Raw genomic sequence first — 14314 nt, 5'->3', positions numbered from 1 at the left:
CTACATGAGAAAACTGATTGTTGTTGCTGCAACATGCGTTGGCATGGTGCTGGCGGGAAATAGCTTTGCCTTTGCGAATGATTGGGGTGTTCGAGCCGATGCGCCGGTGAAGAAAGTCGAGGATCCTTCGCAGAAGACAGTGCGGCCGTTGAAGAAAGCGGAGCGTTCGGTCAAGCCGGCGAAGCGTCCGCTCAAGACGGCGGAACGCCCGCTGAAGACGGTCGAGCGCCAGAGCGGTTATTCCGTCGCCAATGTTTCCGGCAATTCCTATTCCGCACTGATCAGCAAATATGCGAACCAATATGATGTACCGGTTGCGCTTGCGACCGCGGTCGTCCGCATCGAAAGCAATTTCAATCCGAATGCGCGCGGCAGCCACGGTGAAATCGGCCTGATGCAGATAAAGCCTGCAACTGCCCGCATGATGGGCTATTCCGGCAGCGCCAAGGGCCTGTTCGATCCGGAAACCAACATCAAGTACGGCATGAAATATCTGGCTGCCGCCCATAATCTCGGTGGTGGCGAGACCTGCAACACCATCCTCAAATATAATGCCGGCCATGGCGCCACACGCATGAACCCGGTGTCCAAGTCCTATTGCGGCAAGGTTCTGACAATGCTCTGAGCGCTGAAGCGCCTATCCCTGACAAGAGCCGGATGATTCAAGATGATTGCCATGGTATCGCTGGAATTTAGCGAGGTGCGATATGGCAGTCGATTTCAGGTTCATCATCATCGGAGGCGGCATGATGGGTGCGGCCGCCGCACGGCATCTCTCCTCGATGGCCGACGGCATCGCACTCATCGGCCCGCGCGAGCCGGAGGAGCGAAAGACCCACCACGGGATATTCGCCAGCCATTACGACGAAGCGCGCATCACCCGCACTTTCGACGGTGATCTGGCCTGGGGAAGTTTCGCCGCCCGTGCGCTCGACCGCTATCGTGATATCGAAGCAAGGAGCGGCATCGCCTTCTATTCGGAGGTCGGCTGCCTCTTTGCCGGTCCGACGCCAAAGGACGAGCAGGACTATATCAACCGGGCACTCACCGTCAGCCGGACGCTCGGCAGCGATATAGAGACCATCGCGCCGTCGGATCTGCGCCAACGTTTTTCCTATCTTGCCGTCGATCCTGAATTCACCGGATATTTCGAGCGCAAGCGCGCCGGCCACATCAACCCGCGGGCGCTGGTGCGGGCACAGGCGAGACTCGCCGAACAGGACGGCGTTTCGCTGATCGAGGCCATCGCGACATCCGTGCGCGACGCCGGTTCCCATGTCGAAGTGACGGCCGGCGGCAGAAGCTACAGCGCCGAGCGCGTGCTGGTCGCGGCCGGCGGTTTCAGCAATTTCCATGCCCTGCTGCCGCGCCCGGTCGATACCAGGGTGATGGCGCGCACGGTCGCCTTCTACGAGATCGGCGAGCGCGAGATGGCGATCTTCGGTGATATGCCGTCGACGATCGTGCTCGGCGACCGGGAGGAGGATCACATCTATATCCTGCCGCCGGTGCCTTACCCCGACGGCAAGACTTATCTGAAGCTCGGCGGCGATACCGAGATGCTTTCTTTCCGAGAGCTGGACGATGTCGGCGCGTGGTTCCGTTCCGATGGCAGCGTGGCTGAGCGCGAGCATCTCTCGCACATCGCCCTCGAGTTGATGCCGGCGCTGGCCGGCTGCCCGGTGACCTCGGGGCCGTGCGTGGCGAATTTCACGCCAACCGGTTATCCCTATGCCGGATTTACGCAGTCGCCGCGCATCGCGGTGCTTACCGGCGGCAATTTCGTCGCGGCCAAATCCTCCGATGAACTCGGACGATTGGGGGCCGTGCTTCTGACAGAAGGGGTGCTCGGCGACAAGGATTTCGGCAGCGAGCTGACGCCGGTTTTTGCCTGAAAGGGAGCATCATGGCAGTCGATTTCAAATATATCGTCGTCGGCCGCGGGCTGATGGGGGCTGCGGCGGCGCGGCACCTGGCGCGCCAGGTGGACGGCGTGGCGGTGATCGGCCCGGACGAGCCTGACGATCGCAAGGCGCATCAGGGCGTCTTCGCCAGTCATTACGATGAGGGGCGCATCACCCGCACCATCGATCCCGACCGCAACTGGGCGCTGCTCGCCAACCGCTCGATCGGCCGCTACGGCGAGATCGCCCGCGACAGCGGCATCGACTTCTACAGAGAGGTCGGCTGCGTCGTCGTCGCGCCTGATGGAGGCGATTATCTCGAAAAAACCCAGCAGGCCGCCGTTTCGCTTGGCGCCGAGATCAGCCTGCTCGACGAGGCGGGGCTGATGACCGCCTTTCCCTACTTCGCCTTTCCGGATGGTTGCGCCGGCGTGTTCCAGGCGAGGGGGCCGGACACATCAGTCCGCGCAAGCTCGTCAAGGCGCAGTCGTTACTGGCGGAAAAGGCGGGTGCTGCCGTCATCCGCGACCATGTCATCTCGATCCGCGACGAAGGCGGGGTTGGTGTCGTCGAGACCGCCGGCGGGCAGACCTATCGCGGTGAAAAAGTGCTGCTGGCAGCGGGCGGATTTTCCATTGCGGAGAATCTGTTGCCGCGGCCGGTTGCCATGACGGTTTATGCCCGAACCGTGACGCTGTTCGAGGTGAGTGAGGGCGAGGCGGCGCGTCTTGCTGCCATGCCTTCGCTCATTCTCGATGTGCCCGGCACCCACATCTACCTGTTGCCGCCGATCCGTTATCCCGATGGCAAATTCTACCTGAAGATCGGCGGCGACCCGGACGATCTGGTGCTCGATGGCGATGCGGCAATGCGCGCCTGGTTCAGGACCGAAGGGCGCGATAGCGTGCGTGCGTATCTCACCCGCATCGTCGAAGGTCTGGTGCCCGATATGGCGCCGCTGTCGATTTCGACCGCAGCCTGCGTCGTGTCGCAGACGGAAAGCGGCTACCCGATGATCGGCTATACCTCATCGCCTGGAATCGCCGTGCTGACCGGCTGTGCAGGCACTTCGGCCAAGAGCTCGGACGAAATCGGCCGGCTTGGGGCCGAGCTGCTTTTGGCGGGCAGAATCAGCGAACAGGGCTACTCCACGGATTTCACACCGCAATTTCGCTAATTAAATTTTGATTTGGGTGGCAATTGCCGTCTCTCTCGTTTATGGGAGCCCTGCCAGTTGGCTGGGCAGCCGCGCTTTATCAATGCCGAAAGGCGATAGGGTGAGGAAAGTCCGGGCTCCACGGAAACACGGTGCCGGATAACGTCCGGCGAGGGCGACCTCAGGGAAAGTGCCACAGAAAGCAAACCGCCTGTCATGACAGGTAAGGGTGAAAGGGTGGGGTAAGAGCCCACCGCATCTCCGGCAACGGAAATGGCACGGTAAACCCCACCGGGAGCAAGACCGAATAGGGATGACGCGGCGGGCCGAAAGGCCTTCCGGCTGGTTTCCAGGCCAGTCATCCGGGTGGGTTGCGTGAGGCAGCGTGCGAGCGCTGTCCCAGAGGAATGGCTGCCACGTTCCGGTTCACGCCGGAGCCATACAGAACCCGGCTTACAGGCCAACTGGCGATTAACTTTTGTGGCGCGACAAGATCCTGGTTTCAGGATTAATTTCCATGTAAGAGACTGAAATCAAATGTTTTCAAGCGGATGCTCATGCAGTCCGCCTGTTGGAAAATTCTTTTTGCAAAAGCACCGTTGCGCGCCATCGCGCCAGGGCGATCCTAACCCTTTGTTAAACTTAACGGCTTATAAATTTTTGATCATGCGTCGAGTGCAAACTGGGCGTATCCCATTGACGCCCATATGGTCCCATGCTATCCCAAATGCGCACTGCACCGGGGCAATCACCTGCCCATTCATCGCAAAGCAAAGGCGTCTTCCTCTCCGGAAGCGTCGGAGGGGTTTTTGCTCATCCGGCTTGCGAAGCTGTGCCTGATATCGGGAATTTCGGGCGTCTTTTGGTCCGGATCCCTGCGGGAACGGATGTTTCGAGTCATGAGCCGCTTCCTTTCGAATGCGACCAACAGGATCGACGCCAAGGGCAGGGTTTCCGTGCCTTCGGCGTTTCGGTCCGTGCTGGTGCAGCGCAATGTTCAGGAGCTCTATTGCTTCCAGGACTTTGTGTTTCCGGCGATCAGTATCGGCGGTCCGGATCTTCTCGAAAGATTCGAACGGCAGATTGCTGCGGAGGATCCGTTTTCGCCGGATGCGAACGAGATGTCGCTTCTCATTCACGGAGGCGGGGTCTTCATGAAGCTCGACGCCGAGGGGCGGCTGATGGTCACGGATTTCATTCGCGGCTTTACCGGTATCTCGGACGAAGTGACTTTCGTCGGTCGGGCGGATCATTTTCAGCTCTGGCAGCCGCAGGCTTTTGTGGCTGCGCAGGCGCAGGCACGAGGGGAGCGCAAGCTGGCGGGCAAGCGTTCCTGAAAGAACGAGGGAACGGAATGGTGGCGAATCCTGGCGGAGGTTCAACTGATGCCGGTGGCGGACCGGTTCGTCACATTCCTGTTCTTCTCGAGGAGGTGCTTTCGGCGCTGGCGCCTGCGCCAGGCAAGCTCATCCTCGACGGTACCTTCGGTGCGGGTGGTTACAGCTCCGCCATTCTTGCGGCCGGCGCCGAAGTGATCGCGCTCGACCGCGATCCGACGGCGATTGCGTCGGGCCAGGCAATGGTTGCCGCCCATGGTGGCCGTCTCAAACTTGTTCATTCGCAATTCTCGCATCTTGCCGATCATGCGCCGCAAGGCGGGCTCGATGGCGTCGTGCTCGATATCGGCGTTTCCTCCATGCAGATCGATGAGGCTGAGCGCGGTTTCTCCTTCCAGAAGAGCGGACCGCTCGACATGCGTATGTCGGCTGCAGGCGTTTCGGCGGCCGATGTCGTCAACCGTGCCAAGGTCGCCGATCTTATCCGCATCTTCCATTTCCTTGGCGAGGAAAGCCAGGCGCCGCGCATTGCGCATGCGATCGAGAAGCGCCGCGAGGAAAAGCCGTTCGAAACGACGCGGGATCTTGCCGGTCTCATCGAACTGGTCACGCCGCGCAAGATGAAGGACAAGATCCATCCGGCAACGCGTGTCTTCCAGGCTTTGCGCATCTTCGTCAACGATGAGCTCGGCGAACTCGCCCAGGCGCTGTTTGCGGCGGAAGCGGCGCTGAAGCCGGGCGGGCGGCTCGTCGTCGTCACCTTTCATTCGCTCGAAGACCGCATCGTCAAGAAATTCTTCTCCGACCGTGCCGGCAAGGCATCGGGGTCGCGGCATCTGCCGGTCGCCCATGAGCGGGCGGCAACCTTTGCGGCGATCGGCAAGCCGATGGTTTCGGCAAGTGAGGCGGAAGCGGAGATCAATCCGCGCGCCCGCTCCGCCAAGCTGCGCGCCGGGTTGAGGACGGATGCCGCCGCTGAAGCTGCGGATATGTCGCTCTTCGGGTTTCCCAATCTCGCCAGTCTCGGAAAGCTTGGAGGTTGATATGCTGAAAACGTTCGATCTCGTGCTCATCGGCGTCATGACGGCCACCGCCGCCGTGACCTACACGATCAAGCATCGCGCCGAATTGAAGCTCGAGGAGGTTCATCGCCTCGAAGCCGAGATCAAGCTCGAGGAGGACACGATCGACCTTCTCAAGGCTGACTGGGCGCTGCAATCGCAGCCGAACCGGCTGGAGCGGCTGGTCAAGGCCTATGATGACGAGTTGCAGCTGCAGCCGACGCAATCGACGGCGCTGGTGCATGCCAAGGAATTGCCGATGCTGAAATCCGATGTTCCCGTGCCCGACGTGACGGAGGCCAAGGCCGGCGCCAAAGGCGCGAGCCTGGCCGGCGCGACGGTTACGACCAAGGCGCAGCCCGTTCCAAAGCCCGCGCCGCGCGCCGAGCCGGAGGACGATGCAGACGAGATCGAAACGGGGTCGGTGGAATAATGTCGTTTCTTTCCCGCATCATGGTTTTGAAGAGCCAGGCGCATTTCTCCGCCGGCGTCTATAACCGGTTCGGCGGTCCTTCGCCCGCCGGCCTGGCGATCGAGGGATCGCGCAAGAAGAAGTCGGGGCAGGCCAAAAGCCGCGTCGGCCTGTTGATCCTCGGCTTCATGGGTGTCTACGTCATCATCGGCGGCCGCCTCGTCGAATATGCGATGAAGGATCAGGAAGTCGTCTCCAGCATCCTGCCGCCCGATCGGCTGATGGCCTCGCGCCCCGACATTCTCGACCGCAACGGGGAGGTGCTGGCGACCGACATCCGAACCGTCTCGCTGTTTGCCGAACCCAACAAGATCGTCGATGCCGATGAGGCGGTCGAGAAGCTTGCGACTGTTCTGCCCGAGCTCGACGTCCGGGATACCTATAAGAAGCTCTCGGTCAAAACCTCGCATTTCGCCTGGCTGCGCCGGCAGCTGACGCCGAAGCAGCAGAGCCAGATCCTGGCCCTCGGCATTCCCGGCATCGGCTTCCGGCCGGAAAAGCGCCGTTTCTATCCGGGCGGTTCGACCGCCGCGCATATCCTCGGTTACGTCAATATCGACAACCGCGGCGTTGCCGGCATGGAGAAATATATAGACGATCAGGGGCTTGCCGACCTCGCCTCGGTCGGCATGACCAGCGACCAGCCGCTTGAACCGGTGCGGCTTTCGATCGACCTGCGTGTCCAGAACATTGTCCGCGACGCGGTCGTCAACGCCGTCAACAACTTCCAGTCCAAGGGGGCGGGTGCTGCCGTCATCGACGTGCATACCGGGGAAGTGCTGGCCATGGCCTCGGCGCCGGATTTCGATCCGAACGATCCGCAGGAAGGCGCCAAGGAGGGCTGGCTCAACCGGATGACCAACGGCACCTTCGAAATGGGATCGACCTTCAAGACCTTTTCGCTGGCGATGGCGCTCGACAGCGGCAAGGTGAAGATGACCGACACATTCGATGCCAGCAAATCGATCTATATCGGCGGCTTCACCATCCACGATTTCCACGGGCAACGCCGTTGGCTGACCGTACCTGAGATTTTCCAGTACTCGTCGAATATCGGCACGGCGCGCGTCATCGACATCGTCGGCATCGATGCGCAGAAAGACTATCTGACCAAATTCGGCCTGCTGACCAAGATGCAGACCGAACTGCCGGAGGTGAAGATGCCAAGTCAGCCGAGGGTGTGGAAGAAAATCAATTCGATCACGATTTCCTTCGGCCACGGCGTCTCGACGACGGCACTGCAGACAGGGGTGGCGGCCGCGGCTCTCGTCAACGGCGGCAAGCTGATCGAGCCGACATTCCTGCCGCGCACGCGCGACCAGGCCGATGAGATCGCCACGCAGGTCATCAAAAAGACGACCAGCGACGAAATCCGCTATCTGCTCGATTTCAACGGATACAAGGGATCGGGCCGCGTCGCCCGCGTGCCGGGCTTTGCCGTCGGCAGCAAGACCGGTACGGCCGACAAGGTGGTAAACGGCCGCTATTCCGCGACCCTGAACTTCAACTCCTTCATTGCCGCATTCCCGATCAACGATCCCCGATATGCCGTGATCACCTTCTGCGACGAGCCGAAAACCGGCGAGAAGCAATATGGCGGAACGATCTCTGCCGGTACCGCGGGCCCGATCGCCCGCGAGATTATCAGCCGCGCGGCTCCCATTCTCGGCATCGAGCCGAAATTCGGGGAGGGCGGATCGGCCTTGCTGGTGTCTTATTGAGTGTGAATGAATATCGACGCCGATTCGCGAGGGGTGGACCGGCTTCAAGAGAGAAAAGTGCATTCGATGAAATTGCGAGATCTGGCCGGAGAACTGTTTCCGGAAATTGAAGCACAGCTCGAAGGCCCTGCAGGCCGGCTTGATATTTCAGGCCTGTCTTCGGACAGCCGCCATGTAGCGCCGGGCAATGCTTTCGTCGCGGTTGCCGGCACCAAGGCCGATGGTGCGGGCTTCATCGCCGATGCCGCCGGCCGAGGTGCCGCCGTCGCGATTGCCTCCCAGGCCGTCGAAGCTTCCATCCCGGTGCTTGCGGTCAAGGAGCCGCGCCGTTTCCTTTCGATCGCCGCTTCACGCTTCTTCGGCAGACAGCCCGAAACGATGGTCGCCGTCACCGGCACGGCGGGAAAGACCTCCGTCGCCTCCTTCACCCGGCAGATCTGGGCGCATGCGGGGCATGCGGCGGCGATGATCGGCACAACAGGTGTCGTCTCGCCGACGCGCAACGAATATGGTTCGCTGACGACGCCCGATCCGGTGTCGCTGCACAAGCTCCTGGCCGAACTTGCCGGCGAAAGTGTCACGCATGCGGCGATGGAGGCGTCCAGCCACGGCCTCGACCAGAGCCGGCTCGACGGCGTCAAGCTTGCCGCCGCCGCCTTTACCAATCTCGGCCGTGACCACATGGATTATCATCCGACGATCGAAGCCTATATGGCCGCCAAGATGCGGTTATTCGATACGCTGCTGCCGAAGGGGTCGCCGGCGGTGATCTTCGCTGACGATCCGTGGTCGGCCGAGGCGATCAAGGCTGCGGCCGATGCCGGTCACGATGTGCGCACCGTTGGGCGCAGGGGCGATTACCTGTCGCTGAAACGCGTCGAGCATTTCCGCCACAAACAGACGGCCGAAATCCATATCGGCGGCGAGATCTTCGAGGTGGACATTCCGCTGGCCGGCGATTTCCAGGTCGCCAACGCGCTGGTTGCGGCAGGGCTTGCCATGTCGACCGGCGTTGCGGCCAAGGTGGCGATGGCCGCACTCGAGAAGCTCGTCGGCGCGTCCGGCCGTCTTGAACTGGTCGGCCATACGAAAGACGGCGCACTTGCCTATGTCGACTACGCCCACAAGCCGGATGCGCTGGAAAACGTGCTGGGCTCGGTCAGGCCTTTCACCACCGGCCGCGTCGTCGTCGTCTTCGGCTGTGGCGGCGATCGTGATCGCGGCAAACGACCGATCATGGGCGAAATCGCCTGCCGCCTTGCCGATGTCGTCATCGTCACCGACGATAATCCGCGCTCGGAGGAGCCGGCGTCGATCCGCGCCGAGATCATGGCCGCGGCGCCTTGCGCTTCGGAAATTGCCGATCGCGCCACGGCGATCCGCGAGGCTGTCGGCATGTTGAGATCCGGCGATACGCTGATCGTCGCCGGCAAGGGGCATGAGGAAGGGCAGACGATCGGCAGCGTTACCCTGCCGTTCTCCGATCACGCGGAGGTGCGCAAGGCCCTGGAGGAACTGCAATCTTGAGCTGGCTCTGGACGACCGAAGACATGATCGCAGCGATGGCGGGGCGTCCCTTCGGCTCTCTGCCCGAAGGCATCACCGGCATTTCCATCGACAGCCGCTCGATTGGCCCAGGCGAAGCGTTCTTCGCGATCAAAGGCGACCGTGTCGACGGCCATGATTACGCATCGATGGCGATGGCAAACGGCGCCTCCCTTCTGGTCGTCAGCGAGGCAAGGCTTCCCGCCATGGGCCGCCTGACCGTGCCGATGATCGTCGTCGAAGACGTGCTCGCTGCACTCGGTCGCTTGGGGCAGGTTTCCCGCGAGCGCTCGCGGGCAAGGATCATCGCCGTCACCGGTTCGGTCGGCAAGACCACCACCAAGGAGATGCTGCGGCATGTGCTGTCGCCCTCCGGCAAGGTGCACGCTTCCGTCGCCTCCTTCAACAATCATTGGGGCGTGCCGCTGACGCTGGCGCGCATGCCTGAGGATACGGATTACGGTGTCTTCGAAGTCGGGATGAACCATCCGGGCGAGATCCGGCCGCTGGTTGAGATGATCCGTCCGGATGTCGCCATCATCACGACGATCGCGCCGGCACATCTCGGCAATTTCAAGAACATCAAGGAGATCGCCGCCGCCAAAGCGGAGATCTTCGAGGGGCTCGAGCCCGGTGGCCATGTCGTGCTTAACCGCGACAATGACCAGTTCAATTTCCTCGACCGCACGGCCCAGTCGCTCGGCATCGAGCATATCCATTCCTTCGGCCAGCATGCCAAGGCCGAATTCCGGTTGGCGGAATTCAACGGCTCGGACGAAAATTCGACGCTGTGGCTGACGATCGGCGGCGAGACGCTGGAGGTCGCGATCGGCGCGCCCGGTCGCCATATTGCCGAAAATGCGCTCGCAGCACTCGGGGTCGTCAAGACCGTCGGCGCCGACATGGAAAAGGCGATCGAAGCGCTTGCGACGCTGAAGCCGGAAAAGGGCAGGGGCAAGCGTCACCGGCTTTCCATCGGCAGCGGCAGGGACAGCTTCACGCTGATCGACGAGAGCTACAATGCCAATCCGGCTTCGATGCGCGCGGCGATCGCACTGCTGGCCGCCTCCGAGCCGACCGGCCGCGGACGCCGTATCGCCGTGCTCGGCGACATGCTGGAGATGGGCGACTATGCGCAGAAGGTCCATACCGATCTCGCCGTGCCGCTGCTTGCAGCCGGCATCGCCCATGTCTGGCTCGCCGGCGCAGAGATGGCTGCGCTCAAGGAATCGTTGCCGGAAAGTGTCCATGTCGAGTATCGCGCGAACACCGGCGAATTGACGGATTATGTATTGAACTCGGTCGCACCGGGCGACGTGTTGATGGTGAAATCGTCTCTGGGCATCGGTTTCGGCAAGATCGTCGCCGCGCTCCTTGACAAGTTCCCGCCATTTTCCGACACGCAACGCGAACTTTGATCGGGTAAACAAGGGGCCCTGAATGCTGATTTGGCTTGTCGAACTGTCGGAATATTTCAAGTTTCTGAACCTGTTCAGATATATTACCTTCCGCACAGGGGCCGCTCTCTTCACCTCAGCCCTGATCGTCTTCCTGTTCGGGCCGACGATCATCAATTCGCTGCGCATCCGGCAAGGCAAGGGCCAGCCGATCCGCGCCGATGGGCCGCAGACGCATTTCAAGAAGGCCGGCACGCCGACCATGGGCGGGTTGATGATCCTTGCCGGCATCGTCGGCGCATCGCTGCTCTGGGCCGATCTTTCCAACGTCTATGTCGTCGCCACCTTGCTGGTGACGCTCGGCTTCGGCGCGATCGGCTTCTACGACGACTATCTCAAGGTGACCAAGCAGAGCCATATGGGCTTCTCGGGCAAGGCGCGCCTCGGCATCGAATTCGTCATCGCCGGCATCGCCGTCTATTTCATGATGCGCACCGCCCTTGCCTCGGGCGTTGCCGGCTCGACCTTCGGCTCGTCGATCGCCTTTCCTTTCTTCAAGGACTTCATGATCAATCTCGGCATCATGTTCGTGGTCTTCGGCGGCTTCGTCATCGTCGGCGCCGGCAATGCGGTCAACCTGACTGACGGCCTCGACGGGCTTGCCATCGTGCCTGTGATGATCGCCGCCGCCTCCTTCGGCGTCATCGCCTATCTCGCCGGCAATGTGGTGTTTGCGAACTACCTGCAGATCAATTTCGTGCCCGGCACCGGCGAACTCGCCGTCGTGCTCGGCGCCGTCATCGGCGCCGGCCTCGGCTTTCTCTGGTTCAACGCGCCACCGGCCGCCATCTTCATGGGCGACACCGGGTCGCTCGCGCTCGGCGGCACGATCGGCACCGTTGCCGTCGCCACCAAACACGAGATCGTCATGGCGATCATCGGCGGCCTCTTCGTCATGGAGACGCTCTCGGTCATCATCCAGGTCGGCTTCTTCAAGATGACCGGCCGGCGGGTCTTCCTGATGGCGCCGATCCATCATCACTTCGAGAAAAAGGGCTGGACCGAAAGCCAGGTGGTGATCCGCTTCTGGATCATCGCCGTCGGCCTTGCCATGCTCGGCCTCTCGACGCTGAAGCTCAGGTGAGGCGGCGATGATCCCGGTCACGACGCTCAAGGACAGGAAGGTCGCGCTCTTCGGGCTCGGCGGCTCCGGCCTCGCCACCGCCCGGGCGCTGGTTTCAGGCGGCGCCGATGTGACCGCCTGGGACGACAATCCGGACAGCGTCGCCAAGGCTTCCGCCGAAGGCATCAGGACGGAGGATCTGCACACCATCGACTGGAGCCAGCAGGCGCTGTTCGTGCTGTCGCCCGGCGTGCCGCTCACCCATCCGAAACCGCACTGGACCGTTGATCTTGCGCGCGCCGCCGGCGTCGATATCGTCGGCGACGTCGAGCTCTTCGTGCGCGAGCGCCGCGCCCATGCGCCGGATTGCCCGTTCATCGCCATCACAGGCACGAATGGCAAGTCGACGACGACGGCGCTGATCGCCCATATTCTGAAATCATCAGGCTACGACACGCAGCTCGGCGGCAATATCGGCACGGCGGTGCTGACGCTCGATCCCCCGAAGGCCGGACGTTACTATGTCGTCGAATGCTCTTCCTATCAGATCGATCTGGCGCCGACGCTGAACCCGTCTGCCGGCATCCTGCTCAACCTGACGCCCGATCATCTCGACCGTCACGGCACGATGCAGCATTATGCCGATATCAAGGAACGGCTGGTCGCCGGCAGCGATGTGGCGATCGTCGGCATCGACGACAGCCATTCGGCTTTGATTGCCGACCGCGTCGAGCGGGCAGGCGTCAAGGTGGTCCGTATCTCTCGCCGCAACGTGGTGGCATCAGGCATCTATGCCGAGGGCACCAGGCTCGTTCAGGCCGCCGGCGGCGCCGTGCTGCCCTTCGCCGATCTCGACGGCATCCAGACGCTGCGCGGCAGTCATAATGCGCAGAACGCCGCAGCAGCTGTCGCCGCCTGCCTTGCCGTCGGGGTTTCCGCGGACGATATTCGCAGCGGCCTTGTCTCGTTTCCTGGCCTCAAGCATCGCATGCAGCCGGTGGGACAGCGGGGCCGCGTCGTTTTCGTCAACGATTCCAAGGCGACCAACGCCGATGCTGCGGCGCCGGCCCTTTCGAGCTATGATCGCATCTACTGGATCGCCGGCGGCCTGCCGAAGGCAGGCGGCATCACCACGCTCGCTCCCTATTTTCCGCGCATCGCCAAGGCCTATCTGATCGGCGAGGCGGCGGCGGAATTTGCAGCAACGCTCGGCGAGGCCGTGCCTTACGAGATTTCGGGCACGCTGGAGCGCGCGGTCGTGCATGCGGCAGCCGATGCGGAGCGCGACGAGAGCGGCTCTTCGGCCGTGATGTTATCCCCGGCTTGCGCAAGCTTCGACCAGTATAAGAATTTCGAAGTCAGGGGTGATGCCTTCGTCGGACACGTGGCAGCGCTTGACGGAATTGCGATGCTGATCGGTTCGGCAACAGGAGAGAAATGACATGGTAAGCCGCGCGGAACGTGGGCCTCTGGCCGATTGGTTCTGGACCATCGACCGCTTCTTCCTGGCGATGTTCATCTTCCTGATGGGCATCGGCTTCATGCTGTCGTTTGCGGCGTCGCCAGCGGTCGCCGAGCGCATCGGGCTCGAGCCCTTCCACTTCGTCAAGCGCCATGCGGCCTTCATGATCCCGTCGATTTCCGTCATGCTCGGACTGTCGTTCCTGACGCCGCGGCAGGTGCGGCGAACGGCGATCCTGCTCTTGATCATCTCGCTTGCGATGATGGTGCTGGTGCTGTTCGTCGGGCAGGAGGTCAAGGGCGGCAGGCGCTGGATCTGGATCGCCGGCCTTTCCATCCAGCCGTCGGAATTCATGAAGCCCGCCTTCGTCGTGGTTTGCGCCTGGCTGTTTGCCGAACATGCGCGCCAGCCGGAAATTCCCGGCAATCTCTTCGCCATCATCCTGTTTGCCATCGTCGCCGCCCTGCTCGTCGCGCAGCCTGACCTCGGCCAGACGATCCTGACGACAGCTGTCTGGGGCGGAATGTTCTTCATGGCCGGCATGCCATGGATCTGGATCATGCTGCTCGGCATCGGCGGCGCCGGTGGCCTGCTCAGCGCCTATTACGTCTTCCCGCACGTCGCATTGCGAATAGACAAGTTCATGACTGGCGAGGGCGACACTTTCCAGATCGACACGGCGCGCGAGGCGATCATCCGCGGCAGCTGGTTCGGCCAGGGACCGGGCGAGGGGATCGTCAAGCGCATCATCCCGGATGCGCATACCGATTTCATCTTCTCGGTCGCGGCCGAGGAGTTCGGTATCGTCTTCTGCATGGCGCTGGTGGCGCTGTTTACCGTGCTGGTGCTGCGCGGGCTCTCGCATGCCTATCGCGAGCGCAACGACTTCAACCGCTTCGCCGTTGCCGGCCTGGTGCTGCAGATGGGCATCCAGTCGATCATCAATATCGGCGTCAATCTCGAACTGCTGCCGGCAAAGGGCATGACGCTGCCGCTGATTTCCTACGGCGGCTCGTCGATGGTGGCAATCTGCGTCACCGCCGGCTTCATTCTGGCGCTGACGCGCCATCGACCGGAAAAACGTGCGCAGGACCGGAGCCTTTTCCGCGTCCCGCACGGCATGCCGGCGGAGTAAA

11 protein-coding genes, 1 other RNA gene and 1 pseudogene are annotated in these 14314 nt (G+C 62.1%); all 13 read left to right on the top strand.

Annotated elements, in window-relative coordinates; translation table 11 throughout:
* Window positions 1-4: 4 nt before the first annotated feature.
* The 13 genes and pseudogenes from RLEG4DRAFT_RS24730 to ftsW all read left to right on the top strand — a co-directional run bounded on the left by RLEG4DRAFT_RS24730 (window position 5) and on the right by ftsW (window position 14313).
* Complete coding sequence (locus RLEG4DRAFT_RS24730) at window positions 5-625, top strand: lytic transglycosylase domain-containing protein (protein WP_003580883.1); 621 nt, start codon at window positions 5-7, stop codon at window positions 623-625.
* An 82-nt stretch (window positions 626-707) separates the two neighbouring features.
* Window positions 708-1895, top strand: a complete 1188-nt coding sequence (locus RLEG4DRAFT_RS24725; protein ID WP_003580882.1) for an NAD(P)/FAD-dependent oxidoreductase — start codon at window positions 708-710, stop codon at window positions 1893-1895.
* Between the two features lie 11 nt (window positions 1896-1906).
* Window positions 1907-3081 (top strand): annotated as a pseudogene (locus tag RLEG4DRAFT_RS24720) (NAD(P)/FAD-dependent oxidoreductase).
* A 53-nt stretch (window positions 3082-3134) separates the two neighbouring features.
* Window positions 3135-3532: RNase P RNA component class A (rnpB, locus tag RLEG4DRAFT_RS38210), an RNA gene on the top strand.
* A 427-nt stretch (window positions 3533-3959) separates the two neighbouring features.
* Window positions 3960-4397: a division/cell wall cluster transcriptional repressor MraZ gene (gene mraZ / locus RLEG4DRAFT_RS24715; protein WP_037094786.1), complete on the top strand. Its 438-nt coding sequence runs from the start codon at window positions 3960-3962 to the stop codon at window positions 4395-4397.
* A gap of 17 nt (window positions 4398-4414) precedes the next feature.
* A complete protein-coding gene (gene rsmH, locus RLEG4DRAFT_RS24710; RefSeq protein WP_003580879.1) occupies window positions 4415-5440 on the top strand; it encodes a 16S rRNA (cytosine(1402)-N(4))-methyltransferase RsmH in 1026 nt (341 codons plus the stop codon).
* Between the two features lies 1 nt (window position 5441).
* Window positions 5442-5891 (top strand): cell division protein FtsL, encoded by a 450-nt coding sequence (gene ftsL / locus RLEG4DRAFT_RS24705; protein WP_003580878.1) that lies wholly within the window; start codon window positions 5442-5444, stop codon window positions 5889-5891.
* On the top strand, window positions 5891-7651 hold the full coding sequence (locus RLEG4DRAFT_RS24700; protein WP_003580877.1) for a peptidoglycan D,D-transpeptidase FtsI family protein: 1761 nt from the start codon (window positions 5891-5893) through the stop codon (window positions 7649-7651). Before ftsL ends, RLEG4DRAFT_RS24700 begins: the two co-directional genes overlap by 1 nt.
* 6 nt (window positions 7652-7657) lie before the next feature.
* On the top strand, window positions 7658-9178 hold the full coding sequence (locus RLEG4DRAFT_RS24695) for a UDP-N-acetylmuramoyl-L-alanyl-D-glutamate--2,6-diaminopimelate ligase (RefSeq protein WP_003580875.1): 1521 nt from the start codon (window positions 7658-7660) through the stop codon (window positions 9176-9178).
* On the top strand, window positions 9175-10614 hold the full coding sequence (locus RLEG4DRAFT_RS24690) for a UDP-N-acetylmuramoylalanyl-D-glutamyl-2,6-diaminopimelate--D-alanyl-D-alanine ligase (RefSeq protein ID WP_003580873.1): 1440 nt from the start codon (window positions 9175-9177) through the stop codon (window positions 10612-10614). The genes RLEG4DRAFT_RS24695 and RLEG4DRAFT_RS24690 overlap by 4 nt, the downstream gene beginning before the upstream one ends.
* A gap of 22 nt (window positions 10615-10636) precedes the next feature.
* The gene (gene mraY / locus RLEG4DRAFT_RS24685) at window positions 10637-11737 is read left to right on the top strand and encodes a phospho-N-acetylmuramoyl-pentapeptide-transferase (protein ID WP_003565055.1); all 1101 of its coding nucleotides are present in this window, start codon (window positions 10637-10639) and stop codon (window positions 11735-11737) included.
* A gap of 7 nt (window positions 11738-11744) precedes the next feature.
* A complete protein-coding gene (gene murD, locus RLEG4DRAFT_RS24680; RefSeq protein ID WP_003580871.1) occupies window positions 11745-13157 on the top strand; it encodes a UDP-N-acetylmuramoyl-L-alanine--D-glutamate ligase in 1413 nt (470 codons plus the stop codon).
* A gap of 1 nt (window position 13158) precedes the next feature.
* Complete coding sequence (gene ftsW / locus RLEG4DRAFT_RS24675; RefSeq protein WP_003565051.1) at window positions 13159-14313, top strand: putative lipid II flippase FtsW; 1155 nt, start codon at window positions 13159-13161, stop codon at window positions 14311-14313.
* Window position 14314 lies beyond the last annotated feature (1 nt).

Source organism: Rhizobium leguminosarum bv. trifolii WSM2297, from assembly GCF_000271845.1.
The sequence above is the reverse complement of the archived record's forward strand: the minus strand, read 5'-3'. Positions and strand labels throughout refer to the sequence as shown.